15 protein-coding genes are annotated in these 14,966 nt (G+C 59.7%); 8 read left to right on the forward strand and 7 right to left on the reverse strand.

The window, feature by feature from the left end; translation table 11 throughout:
• Window positions 1–9 precede the first annotated feature (9 nt).
• Both NDJ10_RS04345 and NDJ10_RS04350 read left to right on the forward strand, forming a co-directional pair.
• On the forward strand, window positions 10–960 hold the full coding sequence (locus NDJ10_RS04345) for a type II secretion system F family protein (RefSeq protein WP_296159939.1): 951 nt from the start codon (window positions 10–12) through the stop codon (window positions 958–960).
• 28 nt (window positions 961–988) lie between these two features.
• Window positions 989–2,062: a LytR C-terminal domain-containing protein gene (locus NDJ10_RS04350; protein ID WP_296159940.1), complete on the forward strand. Its 1,074-nt coding sequence runs from the start codon at window positions 989–991 to the stop codon at window positions 2,060–2,062.
• A 7-nt stretch (window positions 2,063–2,069) separates the two neighbouring features.
• On the opposite strand, the gene gcvA is transcribed toward NDJ10_RS04350, so the two are convergent.
• On the reverse strand, window positions 2,070–3,023 hold the full coding sequence (gene gcvA, locus NDJ10_RS04355; RefSeq protein WP_296159942.1) for a transcriptional regulator GcvA: 954 nt from the start codon (window positions 3,021–3,023) through the stop codon (window positions 2,070–2,072).
• Between the two features lie 117 nt (window positions 3,024–3,140).
• Here gcvA and NDJ10_RS04360 point away from each other — a divergent pair, with 117 nt between their 5' ends.
• Together NDJ10_RS04360 and NDJ10_RS04365 are read left to right on the forward strand one after the other, a co-directional pair.
• A complete protein-coding gene (locus tag NDJ10_RS04360) occupies window positions 3,141–3,326 on the forward strand; it encodes a hypothetical protein (protein ID WP_296159943.1) in 186 nt (61 codons plus the stop codon).
• 27 nt (window positions 3,327–3,353) lie between these two features.
• A complete protein-coding gene (locus tag NDJ10_RS04365; RefSeq protein WP_296159944.1) occupies window positions 3,354–3,542 on the forward strand; it encodes a hypothetical protein in 189 nt (62 codons plus the stop codon).
• Window positions 3,543–3,861: 319 nt separating this feature from the next.
• Here NDJ10_RS04365 and gap read toward each other — a convergent pair whose 3' ends face one another.
• The 4 genes from gap to NDJ10_RS04385 all read right to left on the reverse strand — a co-directional run bounded on the left by gap (window position 3,862) and on the right by NDJ10_RS04385 (window position 7,713).
• Window positions 3,862–4,860, reverse strand: coding sequence for a type I glyceraldehyde-3-phosphate dehydrogenase (gene gap, locus NDJ10_RS04370; RefSeq protein ID WP_296159945.1), 999 nt, complete (start codon window positions 4,858–4,860; stop codon window positions 3,862–3,864).
• Between the two features lie 39 nt (window positions 4,861–4,899).
• Window positions 4,900–6,960 (reverse strand): transketolase, encoded by a 2,061-nt coding sequence (gene tkt, locus NDJ10_RS04375; RefSeq protein WP_296159946.1) that lies wholly within the window; start codon window positions 6,958–6,960, stop codon window positions 4,900–4,902.
• A gap of 83 nt (window positions 6,961–7,043) precedes the next feature.
• A complete protein-coding gene (locus NDJ10_RS04380) occupies window positions 7,044–7,238 on the reverse strand; it encodes a hypothetical protein (RefSeq protein WP_296159947.1) in 195 nt (64 codons plus the stop codon).
• 22 nt (window positions 7,239–7,260) lie between these two features.
• Window positions 7,261–7,713: a pyridoxamine 5'-phosphate oxidase family protein gene (locus NDJ10_RS04385; protein ID WP_296159949.1), complete on the reverse strand. Its 453-nt coding sequence runs from the start codon at window positions 7,711–7,713 to the stop codon at window positions 7,261–7,263.
• Window positions 7,714–8,013: 300 nt separating this feature from the next.
• Here NDJ10_RS04385 and NDJ10_RS04390 point away from each other — a divergent pair, with 300 nt between their 5' ends.
• The 3 genes from NDJ10_RS04390 (at window position 8,014) to NDJ10_RS04400 (ending at window position 11,151) form a co-directional block, all read left to right on the forward strand.
• The gene (locus tag NDJ10_RS04390) at window positions 8,014–9,471 is read left to right on the forward strand and encodes a multiheme c-type cytochrome (RefSeq protein WP_296159950.1); all 1,458 of its coding nucleotides are present in this window, start codon (window positions 8,014–8,016) and stop codon (window positions 9,469–9,471) included.
• A gap of 72 nt (window positions 9,472–9,543) precedes the next feature.
• Window positions 9,544–9,984, forward strand: a complete 441-nt coding sequence (locus tag NDJ10_RS04395) for a tetratricopeptide repeat protein (RefSeq protein WP_296159951.1) — start codon at window positions 9,544–9,546, stop codon at window positions 9,982–9,984.
• A gap of 126 nt (window positions 9,985–10,110) precedes the next feature.
• Complete coding sequence (locus tag NDJ10_RS04400) at window positions 10,111–11,151, forward strand: EamA family transporter (protein ID WP_296159952.1); 1,041 nt, start codon at window positions 10,111–10,113, stop codon at window positions 11,149–11,151.
• Window positions 11,152–11,458: 307 nt separating this feature from the next.
• Here NDJ10_RS04400 and NDJ10_RS04405 read toward each other — a convergent pair whose 3' ends face one another.
• Both NDJ10_RS04405 and NDJ10_RS04410 read right to left on the reverse strand, forming a co-directional pair.
• Window positions 11,459–12,871: a homoserine dehydrogenase gene (locus NDJ10_RS04405; RefSeq protein WP_296159953.1), complete on the reverse strand. Its 1,413-nt coding sequence runs from the start codon at window positions 12,869–12,871 to the stop codon at window positions 11,459–11,461.
• Between the two features lie 156 nt (window positions 12,872–13,027).
• A complete protein-coding gene (locus NDJ10_RS04410; protein WP_296159954.1) occupies window positions 13,028–13,732 on the reverse strand; it encodes a GntR family transcriptional regulator in 705 nt (234 codons plus the stop codon).
• Window positions 13,733–13,918: 186 nt separating this feature from the next.
• Here NDJ10_RS04410 and NDJ10_RS04415 point away from each other — a divergent pair, with 186 nt between their 5' ends.
• The gene (locus tag NDJ10_RS04415) at window positions 13,919–14,962 is read left to right on the forward strand and encodes a 4-hydroxythreonine-4-phosphate dehydrogenase PdxA (RefSeq protein WP_296159956.1); all 1,044 of its coding nucleotides are present in this window, start codon (window positions 13,919–13,921) and stop codon (window positions 14,960–14,962) included.
• Window positions 14,963–14,966 lie beyond the last annotated feature (4 nt).

Consider the following 14,966-nt stretch of genomic DNA (forward strand, 5'->3'; position numbering starts at 1 on the left):
GGGGGCATCATGAACATGCAAATTCTTATTCTGATCCTGGTCTTTCTGGCCGTGACGGGGCTGGCTTGGGGCGCGACGCTTTGGTTCGGCCGCGACCCGGCCCTGCGGCAGCGATTAAGCCAGCTGGTCAATCCTGAAGGCAGCGGGGAAAAGAGCCTGATTGCTGGCAGTGAGTGGCAAGCCAAGGTGATCAAGGCAGTAGGCCCCATGGCCAAGCTGTCCATGCCCAAGGCGGGTTGGGACGAATCCAGCCTGCGCGTGCGTTTCATGCAGGCCGGCCTGCGCGAGGCGTCCTGGCCGGCCCTGTACTTTGCCACCAAGACCGTGCTGGCCCTGCTGTTGCCAGGCCTGTTTGTGCTGTACCAGGGTGTGAGTTCAATACAAATGACGGTCAACACCACGGTGCTGGTGCTGCTGCTGACGGCCGCGATGGGCTACTACCTGCCCAATGGGCTGCTCGCCAATGCCATCCAGCGTCGCAAGCAGGAACTTGAAGACGCCCTGCCTGATGCGCTGGACATGATGCTGGTCTGCGTGGAAGCAGGCCTGGGGCTGGATGCTGCCATGAACCGCGCCGCCAAAGAGATCGGGTTGCGCAGCAAGGCCCTGTCGGAAGAACTCAACCTGGTAGCGCTGGAACTGCGCATGGGTGTGAACCGCGATCAGGCCTTGCGCAACCTGGCCTTGCGCACGGGAGTGGACGACATTGCGTCGTTCGTGGCCATGCTGGTGCAGTCGGACCGCTTTGGCACCAACGTGGCCGATGCGCTGCGCATTGAGGCAGAAACCATGCGCACGCACCGCCGACTGAGAGCCGAGGAGCGGGCGGCCAAGATTCCGCTGAAGCTGTTGTTTCCGCTGATTTTCTTTATTTTTCCGTCATTGTTGCTGGTGCTCATGGGACCGGCCATGATCAGCATCTACCGCGTCCTGCTGCCCACCATGGCCGGTAATGGCTGATCACTGTCAACTTGTCAAGGAGCCTGTCATGACATTCAAACTCAACGCTGTTGCCTCCGTGACCCTGCTGGGTACGCTGCTGGGTTGTGCCCCGCTCATGCCAGGCGCGCCGCTGGCAGGCGCCACCATGGCGCCTTCACGCAGCCAGGCCAGCGTCGTGCCGGTCAAGGTGGCGCAGGCGAGCGCCGTCACGCCGGCAATGCCCTCAAGTGACGCCCTCTACGCCCAGGGGCTCACAGCGCATGGCGCCGGCCAACTCGCGCTGGCCAGCCAGCACTATGCGCAAGCTCTGCAACTGGCCCCGGATCATGTGGGTGCGCTGAATGCGCTGGCGGTCATTTATGCCCAGTCAAATCGTATCGATGAAGCTCTCAGGCTCTTTGCCCGAGCCAGCGAGCTGGCACCTGGTGGCGCGCATATCCGCAACAACGCCGGCTACGCCCTGCTGCGCGCAGGCCGGCTTGACGAGGCTGAAAGCGCATTAAACAAGGCGCGCGAACTGGACCCGTCCAATACACAGACGCAGCAGAACCTGGCACTGCTGGCCAATGCCAAGACCAATCACCAATCTACGGGTTTGGCGGTACCGTCAGACACCGCAGACCAGAACGGGCCGCGCCTTGTGGTGGTGGCACCCAATGTGTTTGAGTTGCAGGCGCCGACAAATACGGCAGCCGAAGCGGCCGGTCCTGTTCAGGGAACGACCGAACCTTCTGGCAAAGACCTGTCCAACGGTGCCGAACTGCGTGGTGTCCGTCTGGAAGTGTCCAACGGTGTGGGTATCAGAAGGCTGGCGCGCCGCACGGCAGATCGCCTGGCGTCAGAGGGCGTATTGACCGCCCGGTTGACCAATGCCCGACCCTATCGGCAGGCCAAAACCGAGATCCAGTATGTGCCAGGCCAATCACTGGCAGCGCAGGCGCTGCAGTCTCGTATGCCGGTTGCGACGCAAACAGTGCCCGCAAGCCGTTTGAATGCGGGTGTCCAATTGCGTCTGGTGCTCGGTCATGACATGGCAGGCAGGGCGATTACCGCATGGCTTGATGCCAAAGAGAAGCAGCAAGTAGCGACCAGCATACAGGGCGGCTGGCGCTGGAGCTGACGCTGCGTCAGGGCTCCTCGGTCCTGGCTTCTTCCAGCAGCCACTGGCGAAAGGCCTGCACCATCGGCCGCCCGGAAATGGACTCCTGGACCACCAGAAAGTAGGCATAGTTCTGGCCCACGGCAATGTCAAAAGGGGCCAGCAGCCGGCCTTGCGCAATGGCGTTGGCCACCAGCGGTCTGGAGGCCAGGGCCACACCCAGACCGTCCAGTGCAGCCACATAAGCCATGCCGGAGTCGCCAAAATGCGTTCCGGCCTTGGTGTCTACGCCACTCACACCGGCCAGGCGAAACCAGTCTTCCCAGCGCGGGCCCGAGCGCTCGTTGGCGGTGGCATCGTCATGCAACAACACCTGATGACGCATGTCAGATGGCACACGCAGGGGCGGGCCTGTCTCAAGCAGCTTCGGACTGCACACGGCAATATAGTCGGAACCAAACATGCGGTCCACGTGGTAGCCAGGATACGCACCGTTGCCAAAACGGATCGCCACCAGCGAGTCCTCCTGGCGCAGGTCCACCGGCTCAAGTGCGGCGGCGCCCACCACCTGGTTGCCGTCGATGGCGTTCAGCGAACGAATCACCTGCAGGCTCAGTGACGGCTGCGCCAGGGCAAAGCGGCGCAAGCGCGGCACCAGCCAGCGGGTAGCAAAAGACGGCGGCAACACCACGATCAGACGGCCATGGTCAACACGCTGATGGGCACTTTCCACCGCCGCGGCAAAACATTCGAGCCCCTCGCGCACCTTGGGCAACATGGCCTCGCCCTGGGGCGTGAGCGCCAGCGCGCGTGTCAAGCGGTCAAACAGGGGCCAGCCCAGCGACGTCTCCAGCAGCTTGATCTGATGGCTGACCGCGGTCGGCGTGACCGACAACTCCAGCGCTGCATTTTTAAAACTGAGGTGGCGCGCCGCGGCTTCAAAAGCACGCAGCGCATTCAAAGGGGGCAAACGGTAAGGCATGGATGAGTTTAAGTCATGTGTTGCATGAGAATTGATCGTTTGCTGCGTTGCAACACCGGAGCTATCGTAGCACCGTGTCCTCAAGAGGGACATTTATCTAGCCAAAGGATCCGTATCATGGAATACAGTTACATCGACATCGAAGCCAACATTCGTCTCGCAAGGGAATTGCGTGCTCAGGCTATGGCTGACTTTCTTGCTGCCATCTACAAAAAAAGTGCGCAATGGTTAAAGGGCCTGACCCAGCACCAACTGCACAAACACAGCGTTCCAGGCAGCGCTCACACCAAGGCCGTTTATTAAGTTCAGTTTCACTGTGGGGGCGCTTGCATGAAAACCTTTTTTAGCCTGGTGAACTTCGTGGTCGGCATCCTGTCACTGCTGATTGGGGTTGGCAACTTCCTGTTCCTGACCAACAACCCGTCGGGTATCGTGGCAGGCGGGGTGGCCGTGGTGGTTGGCACGAGCTTCCTCTGGTTGGCCACGACAGCCCTGTTCAGCAGTCCCCGAAAAAGCTGATCGCCCCGGGTTCACCGCATTGCGGCGTTCACGGTGTACTCGCGGCAGGGGCGGTACAGCCGGCCATGACAAGGGAACAGACCGAACCGAGAATGAAACGAATAGGTAAATACCTGCTGCAGTCTTTATGAAGTCGGCTTCAGTCCAGAAATTTGACGTCCCGAGGAGTTGATAACTCTCAATTCCGGGTACGGTTTGGGCCACGCGATCAACTCGCATTTGTGCTGGCACATGAAACACGGGCTGGACCCGCATGGCAGCGCGCCCAAAAAAAAAGCGCCCGGATGGGCGCTTTTCAGGAGTTCGAAGCCGCTTGGGCTTACTTGGCCACCACGCGCACCATTTCCAGGCACTTGTTGGAGTAACCCCACTCGTTGTCGTACCAGCTTACCAGCTTGACGAAGGTACCGTCCAGGGCAATGGAGGCATCGGCATCAAACACCGAGGTGCGGGTCTCGCCGCGGAAGTCGGTGGCCACCACTTTTTCGTCGGTGTAGCCCAGCACGCCTTTCATGGCACCTTCGGATTGCGCCTTGATCTCTGCGCAGATTTCAGCCAGGGTAGCGCTGGTGTTGAGTTCCACCGTCAGGTCGACCACCGACACGTCGCTGGTCGGCACGCGGAAGGACATGCCGGTGAGCTTCTTGTTGAGCGCAGGAATCACCACGCCCACGGCCTTGGCGGCACCAGTGCTGGAAGGAATGATGTTTTCCAGAATGCCACGGCCACCGCGCCAGTCTTTGTTGGACGGGCCGTCGACGGTTTTTTGCGTGGCGGTAGCGGCGTGCACGGTGGTCATCAAACCGCGTTTGATGCCGAACTTGTCATGAACCACCTTGGCCAATGGGGCCAGGCAGTTGGTGGTGCAACTGGCGTTGCTGATGATGGCCTGGCCGGCGTAGGTTTTGTCGTTCACGCCAAACACGAACATCGGGGTGTCGTCTTTGGAAGGTGCCGAGAAGATGACTTTCTTGGCACCAGCAGCCAGGTGTTTTTCACCCGAGGCCTTATCCAGGAACAGGCCGGTGGCCTCGATCACGATGTCAGCACCGACTTCGTTCCATTTCAGGTTGGCCGGGTCGCGCTCTTGCGTCAGGCGGATTTTTTTGCCGTTGACCACCAGGGTGTTGCCGTCCACCGACACGTCGCCCTTGAAGCGGCCATGCACGCTGTCGTACTGCAGCATGTAAGCCAGGTAGCTGGGTTCCAGCAGGTCGTTGATGCCAACCACTTCGATGTCGCTGAAATTTTGCAGGGCCGAGCGCAGCACATTGCGGCCGATACGGCCAAAGCCGTTGATACCAATCTTGATCGTCATAGGGTTCTCCAGAAGTTAAAAAATCGATGTCCGAAAAGCTTACTTGCGCAGCACTTTTTCCACCGTATCCGCCACATTTTCAGGCGTAAAGCCAAAGTGCTTGAACAGCATCGGGGCTGGCGCCGACTCACCAAAGCGGTCCAGGCCGACCACGGCCGCACAACCATATTGCCACCAGCCGCCGCTGACGCCCATTTCCACCGCGACACGCGGCAGCCCGGCCGGCAGCACGGCCGTTTTGTAAGCCACATCCTGCTGGTCGAAGGTGGTAGTGCTCGGCATGGACACCACGCGCACGGCAATTTTCCGGGCGGCCAGCAGTTCTTGCGCCTTCAGCGCCAAGGGCACCTCGGAGCCGGTGGCGATGATCACCACCTGGGCCTTTTTCTTCAGGCCCACTTCAGTGGGTTCAGCCAGCACGTAGGCACCCTTGCTGATGTGGCCCAGGCTCGCCTTGGGGGCGTAATGGATGTTCTGGCGCGACAGCAGCAAAGCGGTCGGCTTGGTCCTGTTTTGCAGGGCCACGGCCCAGGCCACCGCAGTTTCAGCGGTGTCACCGGGACGCCAGACGTCCAGGTTCGGGATCAGGCGCAAGCTGGCGGCGTGTTCGATCGACTGGTGCGTCGGGCCGTCTTCGCCCAGGCCGATGCTGTCGTGGGTAAACACATGGACCACGCGCAGTTTCATGAGCGCAGCCATGCGGATGGCGTTGCGGCTGTAGTCGCTGAAGGTGAGGAAGGTGCCACCGTAGGGAATAAAGCCACCGTGCAGCGCGACCCCGTTCATGATGGCGGCCATGCCGAATTCACGCACACCGTAGTTGATGTGACGGCCGCCATTGGCCGCGCCAGTGGCGGCGTCAAAGCGCAGGCTGGGGGTGCTCTTGGTGTTGGTCAGGTTGGAGCCGGTCAGGTCAGCCGAACCACCCAGCAGCTCGGGCAGGGCGGCGGTGAAGGCTTCGAGCGCGAGCTGACTGGCCTTGCGGCTGGCCACGGTCTCGGCCTTGGTGTGGGCAGCCACCGCAGTATCGACCGCCACCTGGGCAAAGTTTTTGGGCAGTTCGCCCTTCATGCGGCGCACCAGCTCTTTGGCCAGCGCCGGGTGGGCGGCCTTGTAGGCGGCGAACTTGTCGTTCCAGGCTTTCTCGGCAGCGCTGCCTGCGGCTTTGGCGTCCCAGGCGGCATAGATGTCCTTGGGGATCACAAAAGGCGCATGGGGCCAGCCAATGGCTTCACGGGTGAGCTTGATCTCTTCAGCGCCCAGGGGCTCGCCATGCGCCTTGGAGGTGTTGGCGCGGTTCGGGCTACCCTGGCCGATGGCGGTCTTGCAGATGATCAGCGTGGGCTTGTCGCTGGATTGTTTGGCTTCGGCGATGGTGTCGGCCACCAGCTCGGCGTCGTGCCCGCTGATGGGGCCGAGCACGTTCCAGCCATAGGCGGCAAAACGCTGCGCCGTGTTGTCAATGAACCAGGGCGCGACCTGACCGTCGATCGAGATGCCGTTGTCGTCGTAAAGCGCAATCAGCTTGTTGAGCTTCCAGGCACCGGCGAGCGCGCAGGCTTCGTGGCTGATGCCTTCCATCAGGCAACCGTCACCCATGAAAGCGTAGGTGTGGTGGTTGACCACCTCATGGCCGTCGCGGTTGAATTCCTGGGCCAGCAGCTTTTCAGCCAGCGCCATGCCGACCGCGTTGGTGATGCCCTGGCCCAGCGGGCCGGTGGTGGTTTCGACGCCGGGGGTCACGTCCACTTCGGGGTGGCCCGGAGTCTTGCTGTGCAATTGGCGGAAGTTTTTCAGTTCCTTGACAGCCAGCTTGTAGCCAGTCAGGTGCAGCACCGAGTACAACAGCATGGAGCCGTGGCCATTGGAGAGCACAAAACGGTCGCGGTCCAGCCAGTTGGGATTGGCCGGGTTGTGTTTGAGGTGGCTGCCCCACAAGGCCACCGCCATGTCGGCCATGCCCATGGGCGCACCGGGGTGACCGGAGTTGGCAGCCTGCACCGCGTCCATGCTCAGGGCGCGGATGGCATTGGCCATATCGACCAGGTTCACGGCAGCGGTGCTCTGGGTTGCTGGAGGGATTGGGATGGATTCAGCCATGGGGGGAAAAGCCTTGAACAATGGGTCGGAAAGAAGACGCCTGCAGGAGCCGGAATCGATTTGAATTCAATCACGGCCGATCTTCAGGTGCGCGCCAGGTAGGGATTGTAGACAACCTGGTCTGTCACCCCTGCATTTTGGACCGGGCTGGCAGGTCCCAGGACACCGTCAATCAACAGCAGGGGCTTCTGCACCAGATGCAAAGTACCACCACAGGGCAGGCGCAACATCACCGGTCGCGGCGCACTGCCCCAGGTTTGCAGCACGGTGACCAGCATGGCCGCTGATACTGAAGAAATTTCAGCAATGAACGAGATCCGTATGCCCGAAGCCCTTGGTGTAATCGAGGATGGAAATGACCAAGGGCGTGACGCGGAACAGGCGAACCTCGTCCGGTGTCGGCATTTTTATCGGCAGGGGCGGCGTGTCAGGATATTTCAGGGGCAGCATGCGCAAAACCTTCTCGGCTTCGACCCGATCTTCCACTGCGCACGCGCGTGCTGCCATCGACAGGCCGGTGATCGCCATCAGGTCTGCCGTGTCGTGATCAATCGTCAGCGAGAGCCGATCATCCCGCGCCAGGTTTCTTGCCTTCTGGCTGTCCAGTCCGCAAAGAAAATACAGCGTCAAACCCTCGTTCACGTAGCCGACCGTCGTGGCCTGCGGCCAGCCATCCGGCCGCAAGGTCGCAACCGTCATGATGCGATGCCGATCCAGCAACGCCAAGATTTTTCGTCTGATTTGATCGTCCATGAGACACCTCCACCATCGTCAACAGGTAAATTCCCGCGTTATTCTGGGCTTGTCTGGCCGCCAGGACTTGAGAGTTGTCAACGCTCGATGGCCTCGGGTCGAGACCGCGCCCATTCTTCCAGAGGCGGCAAACGAATATTTATTTTTTCTATTCTTGACGCACCTTAATTCCGCAACTGATCCCGAGCATCTTTACAAAATAGACACAATAGAATCTCTCGGACTTATTCAAATTATGGAGAAATCATGGAGCGAAGCCTTCGATTCGGAGTACACCTTTTGTGGGCATGGGTGTGCGCGATGTTGATGTTGACCAGCCCGGCCTTTGCCGCCAATCCGGTAGCCAAGAAAGTGGCTGCCGAGCGCACTTACAAAAAGTCGCCAGCCGATGCGGCCATCGGCAAGAAGTGCCTGACTTGCCACAACAAAGAAGACGACCCAGGTATTTACGGCGAGTGGAAACGAAGCACCCATGCGGCCAAAAATGTGGATTGCTATGACTGCCATAAAGCCAAAGAAGGTGACAAGGCAGCTTTCAAGCATGAGGGCGCCTTTATCCACGTGGTGGTGACGCCTAAAACCTGTGCCAATTGCCATGAGGCAGAAGTGGCGCAACAACAGCGATCGCACCATGCCAAGGCAGGCAATATTCTGGCTTCCATTGACAACTTGCTGGGTGAAGTAATTGGCGGGCCGGCTGCGGTCACCGTGGGCTGCGTGCAGTGCCACGGCAGCACAGTGGAAGTCGATGCCAACGGACGGCCCACACCGCAAACCTGGCCCAACACCGGTATTGGCCGGATCAATCCGGATGGTTCCCTGGGGTCATGCTCGTCATGCCACGCCCGCCACAATTTCTCGGCAGCGCAAGCACGCACACCAGACACCTGCGGCAAGTGCCATCTGGGCCCGGATCATCCGCAGCTCGAGATTTACAACGAATCCAAACACGGCATTCTTTACCGCGCCAACATCAAGGAAATGAACCTGAATGCCAAGAAATGGGTGGTCGGTGATGATTACACGGCTGCCCCAACCTGCGCGACCTGCCACATGAGCGCCACGCGGGAACAAAAGGTCACCCATGACGTGGGTGAGCGGATTTCCTGGACCTTGCGGCCAGCCATTTCCACCAAGCTCAACATGGTTCGCCTGAGCAATGGTGATGAGTTCGATCAGCCCGAAGGCAAGCCTCTGCCAGCGGTAGGTGATGACGTCAAAGGTGCAAAAGTCACCCAGATCCTGACCTGGAAACAGCGCCGCGACAAAATGAAAAATGTCTGCGTTACCTGTCACAGTGCCAATACCGTCGCGGGCCATTACAAACAATTCGACGACCTGGTGGACCTGTACAACGACAAGTACGCCAAGCCGATTGCCGCGGTCATGAAAGAGCTGGAAGACAAGGGCTATCTGACCCGTGAGCCGATGGATGCCAAGATCAAGTGGACCTGGTTCGAGATCTGGCATCACGAAGGTCGCCGGGCGCGGCACGGTGCGGCCATGATGGGACCTGACTACGCCTGGTGGCATGGCATCTACGAAGTGAGCCAGCACACTTACTTCAAATGGATTCCAGAGCTGAAGGAAGTCGTTCGCAAAAAGGACGGCAACGAAGACTTTGCCAATGCGCTGCTTGACAAGCATTTCAAGCCCATCAGCGGGCATGACTGGTTCTTCAACGGCATGGGCAAGGACGCCATTGAAAAGGTCCGTAAGGGTTATGAAGACCGTTATGGCAAGGGTGCCCTGAAATAAGCTCACTGTTCATCAATTTATCAACGGCTCTTGGACCAAGAGCCGTTTTTTTCGACTTGGATGGATAAAAGCATGATGCGCAAAATTTACCGTTACTTTGTTGGCGTGATGTGCGTGGCACTGCTGGCGTTTGGCAGTTCCGCCTGGGCGCAGGCGTCTGCGCTTGCCCCGCTGTTGAACCAAGGCGACGAACAATGGGCGACGGGAAAAATCGACCTGGCTCAAAAAACTTTCGAGCAAGCCGTCACCCTGCACCCCAGGTCTGTTGCCGCACGCATGAAACTGGGCGGGCTGCAGCTTTCCCGGCAAAACTTCAAAGCCGCCACGGAGACCTACAAGGAGGCGATCAGCCTGGACGCTCACAATGCCAAGGCCTGGTTGGGTCTGGGGTTCTCGTACCTGCATATGGACAGAAATGATTTGTCTCTGGCCGTCTTCAACGAGGCCATTCGTGTGGAGCCGAGCTACAAGGAACGGCTGGCGCCAGTCATGGCCAAGCTGGCTTTGCCTTGAACCGTCCAGAGCAGGGCATTAATGGCGCGCAAGCGCGCCATCTGAACCACCCGGGATAACTGACCGACGCCAATCAGCAGCGGGTGCCACGTGCAGCGCATGGTCCGTGCGCATAATCGGCAAGTGATGAATCGAAACGTCCTTTATGCGCTTGCGGCAGCGGCACTCTTTGGTGCCAGCACGCCCTTTGCCAAGCGCCTCACCGGGGATCTGCCGCCGGTCATGCTGGCAGGACTGCTGTACCTGGGAAGCGGGCTGGGTCTGGCCATGGCTCGCCTCATCCGGGATCGCCGCTTCAAGCCATCCGGACTCTCCCGGGCAGAATGGCCTTGGCTGCTGGGTGCCGTGTTTTTTGGCGGCGTGCTGGGGCCGCTTGCCTTGATGTTCGGCCTGGTTTCGACCCCCGGCGCCAGCGCATCGCTGCTGCTGAACCTTGAGGCTGTACTGACTGCCGTGATTGCCTGGGTGGTGTTCAAGGAAAACGCCGACCGTCGCATTGTGCTGGGCATGGTGGCCATTGTTGCAGGCGGTATTGCGCTGGCATGGCAACCAGGCGCTGATGCGGTGGCAGGTTTTGCCGGGCCTGTCCTTGTTGGTATCGCCTGCCTGTGCTGGGCCATTGACAACAACCTGACGCGCAAGATATCCGCCTCCGACGCCCTTTTTATTGCCAGCGCCAAAGGCCTCATTGCCGGCACCGTCAACACCCTGCTCGCCTTCAGCCTGGGGGTGGCCTTGCCCAACCTGCAGACCCTGCTGTCAACCATGGGAGTGGGGCTGGCCGGTTATGGCATCAGTCTGGTACTTTTTGTGCTGGCACTGCGAGGCCTGGGGACCGCGCGCACGGGCGCCTACTTCTCAACGGCGCCATTCATGGGGGCCGCCGTGGCCTTGTTTGTTTTCTCGGAAACAAGCACACCGGCCTTCTGGGCGGCAGCCTGCCTGATGGGGCTGGGGGTCTGGCTCCATTTGACAGAACAGCACGGGCACGAACATGTCCATGAAGCGATGGCGCATGAGCATCTGCATAGCCACGATGCGCACCATCAGCATAACCATGAATTTGAATGGCGCGGCGCCGGTCAGCACAGCCACCTGCACCAGCACCCGGTGATACGGCACAGTCATCCGCATTACCCCGACATCCACCACCGACACAGCCACTGAAGCGTCGGGTTGACGCATTTGCCGCAAGGTCATCGGCGAACGTGAACAATAGCCCGATTTGGAGGACGAGCAATCTGCTTGTTAACGACATGGACAACCGACATTTTGTTGCCAAGACCCGCTGGCTGAGACCCTTTACGCAATGGGCCACCCGCTTTGCACTGAATTCGCCGCAATGGCTGCCTGCAATGGTCCGTAACGCACCCTTGAAAATCTCATCGCTCGTGCTGCGTTGTTATCACCTGGCATTGCGGTGATTGCATCCTTGGAGTTCAGGCCGACCACCAGGACAGCAGGATGGCCAGCGTCATGGTGTGGTCATAGTGGCCATTGATTGACCAAAGAAACACGCGTCCTGCTGGCGCCGCAGAGCGAGTAATGTGGAGCCGGGGCCAATCTCGATGTCTTCCAACGTGATCAGTGATCCCGCTTCGACATTCCGTACAAGTTGCCGGTTGGCGGCAAGATAAAACGGCACCGGATTGCCGCTGCCAAGCGGTTTGGCCGGATGCAGTTCACCTGCCGTACCATCGATGGTGTGGTGGTGGCCGCCCATGGCCATGACGGTCCCGGCCGACAGCTTCCGCGTCGCACGGGCAACAAGATCCAGTCGGGGGAACGGTGCCTGCGCACCGCTCGAACGGCCGTGAATGGCCGCCTCGAGCACGCTGGTCGCCGCCTCAAGCCCGAGAAGGTGACGCGGCAAATAGACCATCGCTCGCTGACCGTCGCGGGAAACGACATGGCCCTTGGCGGCCAACAGATCCCAGGTCACGCGATCATCGCAGCGGACAATCACGAACACGCCGCCGGCAAAGCTCGCTTCATCTGGTCGGCGCAGGCAGTGGAAAACGTCAAGCACCTGACCGCCAGCCAGAAGCCCGCCCTCTGCCCTCGCTCCCAGGAAGCTCGGCACCTCGGAAACATGCGCAATCGGCGCATGCAAATCGGGGCGATCCGGCATGAATCCTGTGACATTGGCGACGACGAGCAGTTCGCACAAGTCCGGTACGCAGCGCTGCGGCAGCGCAGCGCAGGCTTGCGCCCGCGCTTGAGCAATTTCCATGACCGGGCGCGTACCCAACGCCCAATGCGGTGCAAAACCAGGGACCGAGACCGTCTGGCCATTGCTCGTCATGTTGCCTGCGGCCTGGTCGTGGACAAAGTCGTATTCACTGGATTTGCCGGCAGCAATGATGTCGAAACCCAGCAGTTGGGCCCAAGTGATCAGTCCGATCAGCAGACTCGGCTGGTCCCCGTCGACAGGAGTTACCACCTTGCCGCGCTGCCGGGCGAGGTGTGCGAGATAGGGACCGACGACACTGTCCACCTCCTTCGAGACAAGAACAAGGTGATGACCGGCTTCGATGGCCATGCGGCCGTGCCGCGCGCCCGCCTCGGGGTTTCCTGTCGCTTCGACCACGACATCAATGGCCAAGCCGACCACGGCGGAAAAGTCACCCGCCGCAATGTACTTGCCCTGGTCCCAGGCCCGGCGAGCTTCGTCTGCGTTAAAGCAAAGCGCAACGTCAGCAGCCGGCACACCCAGAGCAGCAAATGCCGCTGCGGCGATATTGGCATCAATATCAACCGCAATGCGGGCACGCATCAACGGTACTCGCATGCCTTGGGCCAGAAAGCTGCGGCCAAAGCCCCCGCTACCTAACACACAGGTTTCGACCGGTCGCTTTGCGCTGGCGTAGTAATCCAGATGGTTCATGTCGTTTCCAGTACCAGGTTAGTGTTCATGGTGAACGCAACAAGCCAGGCCGGCGATCGCAATTTTCATCTTGTACCTGCCTTTCTTGAATACCATTTCGTTCAGGGGGAAACGTGCATTACCTGGTGACCGGCGAGGCCGCAGCGCAAGCAGTTTTCAGACGACGTTCTTGACGCGGTCCCAAGTTCGCGCAAGGTGGTTGACCATCGCGGCCGACAAACGCTGGCCGTCACGCGCCTCAAGCGCACCAATCATGTCTTCGTGGTCGGCCACCGCGGCCGCCCATTGATCGTCGGCCCTGTGGCCCAGATAGCGAATTTGCTTCATGCGCGACTGCAGGATGTCGTGCACCATCGCGAGCGAGTCATTGCCTGAAAGCGAGATCAACGCCGAGTGGATTTGCTGGTTTCGCTTGAAATACTCCAGTCGGTTACGCGCCGAGTAAAACTTCAACATCTCGTCATGGAGTCGTCGAACGTCCTGGATCTGAGCGTCAGAGGCGTTCTGGCAAGTCAATGATCCGGCCATTTCTTCCAGCGTAGCAAGCACGTCAAGCATGTCCCTGACTTCTTTGGCCGTCAGTTTGCGTACTGTCGCGCCACGGTTGGGAATCAACTCAACCAGACCCTCGTTGGCCAGCACCTTCAGCGCTTCCCGCAGTGGCGTGCGCGAGACGCCGAGTTGTTCGCCGACCCGGCCTTCGTGGATACGCACGCCTGAAGGCAGTTGCCCCTCAATGATCATGTCACGCAAACGCGACACCACGACGTTATGCAACGTCGGGCGCTCGATGCGCACCACTTCGGACTCGGGATGTGGGACAAGGTCCGGGTCGCCCATTGTGTTTGATTCAAGGTTCATCGCCGTCAATCCATATCGTTCAAGCAAGACCGGGTATTGAAGCACACGCATCGACAACGCATGTGCGTTGCACGTTCAACCAAACTGTAATCCAAATTCTGCATTCAGAATTCAGAATACTGAATTTAATTGTTGACAAGACTACTTCTTCGGTTGCATCATTAAAAAAAGACAAAGGAGACATAAATGTCGGCCAATCCATTCGCCGCTAACGCAACACGCCCCACCATTGCTCTCGCCATGGGCGATCCCGCAGGGGTGGGCTCGGAGTTAACCGCCAAACTGCTATCCCTCGACGAGGTTCGGGCGGCAGCCAAGATCGTCGTTTTCGGCGACCGGCGAATCCTCGAGGAAGGTGCCAAGATTGCCGGGGTGGCGCTCGATGTCAGCTACGTGGCGCCCGATTCTGAATTTGACGCAACAAGTCGCCCGGTCTTTGTCGACCTGGGGCATCTCTCCCCGTCGGATGTCATGCGCGGTGAAGCCACTGCCGTGGGCGGTGCCTATGCGCTCGAGAACTTCCGTCGTGCGCTCACGATGGCGCACAACGGAAAGGCCGACGCAGTTTGTTTTACGCCGTTCAACAAAAAAGCCATGCGCTATGTTTATCCCGGCTATGACGACGAGATACGGTTTATCTCCGAGGTCATCGGGTTTAGTGGCCACGCGCGCGAATTCAACGTTCTGGAGAATCTGTGGAATGCACGGGTCACCTCCCACATCCCGCTCTCCGAAGTCGCCGCGGCGCTCACCACCGAGGGCATCCTTAGCGAGTTGGCGCTGACCGATCGCACCATGCGCAACGCGGGTTTTGACAATCCGCGCATTGCCATCGCGGCGCTCAATCCGCATGCTGGCGATGGTGGCAATTTCGGCATGGAAGAAATTGATGTGATCGAGCCAGCCGTGCAAGCAGGCATAGAGCGCGGCTTCAATGTCTCGGGGCCGTATCCGGCGGACACCGTCTTCGTGCGCGCCAAGAACGGCGCTTTTGACGCGGTCCTGACCATGTACCACGATCAGGGACAAATCGCGATGAAGCTGATGGGCTTTGATCGCGGCGTGACCTTGATGGGCGGCTTGCCTTTCCCGGTGTGCACACCGGCGCATGGCACCGCCTATGACATCGCAGGGCGCGGTATCGCCAATATCGGCGCCAGCCGCGAGGCAGTTCTCCTGGCTGCGCGCATGGCCTTGAAAAAGCTGGCTGACAGCCGTGTCCATCCATAACCAA

Source organism: Rhodoferax sp. (assembly GCF_023700745.1).
Lineage (GTDB): Bacteria > Pseudomonadota > Gammaproteobacteria > Burkholderiales > Burkholderiaceae_C > Rhodoferax.

Excerpts from the sequence above, each read along its gene's own strand:
- NDJ10_RS04345 (WP_296159939.1), top strand. The coding sequence starts at position 10 with ATGAACATGCAAATTCTTATTCTGATCCTGGTCTTTCTGGCCGTGACG.
- NDJ10_RS04350 (WP_296159940.1), top strand. The coding sequence starts at position 989 with ATGACATTCAAACTCAACGCTGTTGCCTCCGTGACCCTGCTGGGTACG.
- gcvA (WP_296159942.1), bottom strand. The coding sequence starts at position 3,023 with ATGCCTTACCGTTTGCCCCCTTTGAATGCGCTGCGTGCTTTTGAAGCC.
- NDJ10_RS04360 (WP_296159943.1), top strand. The coding sequence starts at position 3,141 with ATGGAATACAGTTACATCGACATCGAAGCCAACATTCGTCTCGCAAGG.
- NDJ10_RS04365 (WP_296159944.1), top strand. The coding sequence starts at position 3,354 with ATGAAAACCTTTTTTAGCCTGGTGAACTTCGTGGTCGGCATCCTGTCA.
- gap (WP_296159945.1), bottom strand. The coding sequence starts at position 4,860 with ATGACGATCAAGATTGGTATCAACGGCTTTGGCCGTATCGGCCGCAAT.
- tkt (WP_296159946.1), bottom strand. The coding sequence starts at position 6,960 with ATGGCTGAATCCATCCCAATCCCTCCAGCAACCCAGAGCACCGCTGCC.
- NDJ10_RS04380 (WP_296159947.1), bottom strand. The coding sequence starts at position 7,238 with ATGCTGGTCACCGTGCTGCAAACCTGGGGCAGTGCGCCGCGACCGGTG.
- NDJ10_RS04385 (WP_296159949.1), bottom strand. The coding sequence starts at position 7,713 with ATGGACGATCAAATCAGACGAAAAATCTTGGCGTTGCTGGATCGGCAT.
- NDJ10_RS04390 (WP_296159950.1), top strand. The coding sequence starts at position 8,014 with ATGTTGATGTTGACCAGCCCGGCCTTTGCCGCCAATCCGGTAGCCAAG.
- NDJ10_RS04395 (WP_296159951.1), top strand. The coding sequence starts at position 9,544 with ATGATGCGCAAAATTTACCGTTACTTTGTTGGCGTGATGTGCGTGGCA.
- NDJ10_RS04400 (WP_296159952.1), top strand. The coding sequence starts at position 10,111 with ATGAATCGAAACGTCCTTTATGCGCTTGCGGCAGCGGCACTCTTTGGT.
- NDJ10_RS04405 (WP_296159953.1), bottom strand. The coding sequence starts at position 12,871 with ATGAACCATCTGGATTACTACGCCAGCGCAAAGCGACCGGTCGAAACC.
- NDJ10_RS04410 (WP_296159954.1), bottom strand. The coding sequence starts at position 13,732 with ATGAACCTTGAATCAAACACAATGGGCGACCCGGACCTTGTCCCACAT.
- NDJ10_RS04415 (WP_296159956.1), top strand. The coding sequence starts at position 13,919 with ATGTCGGCCAATCCATTCGCCGCTAACGCAACACGCCCCACCATTGCT.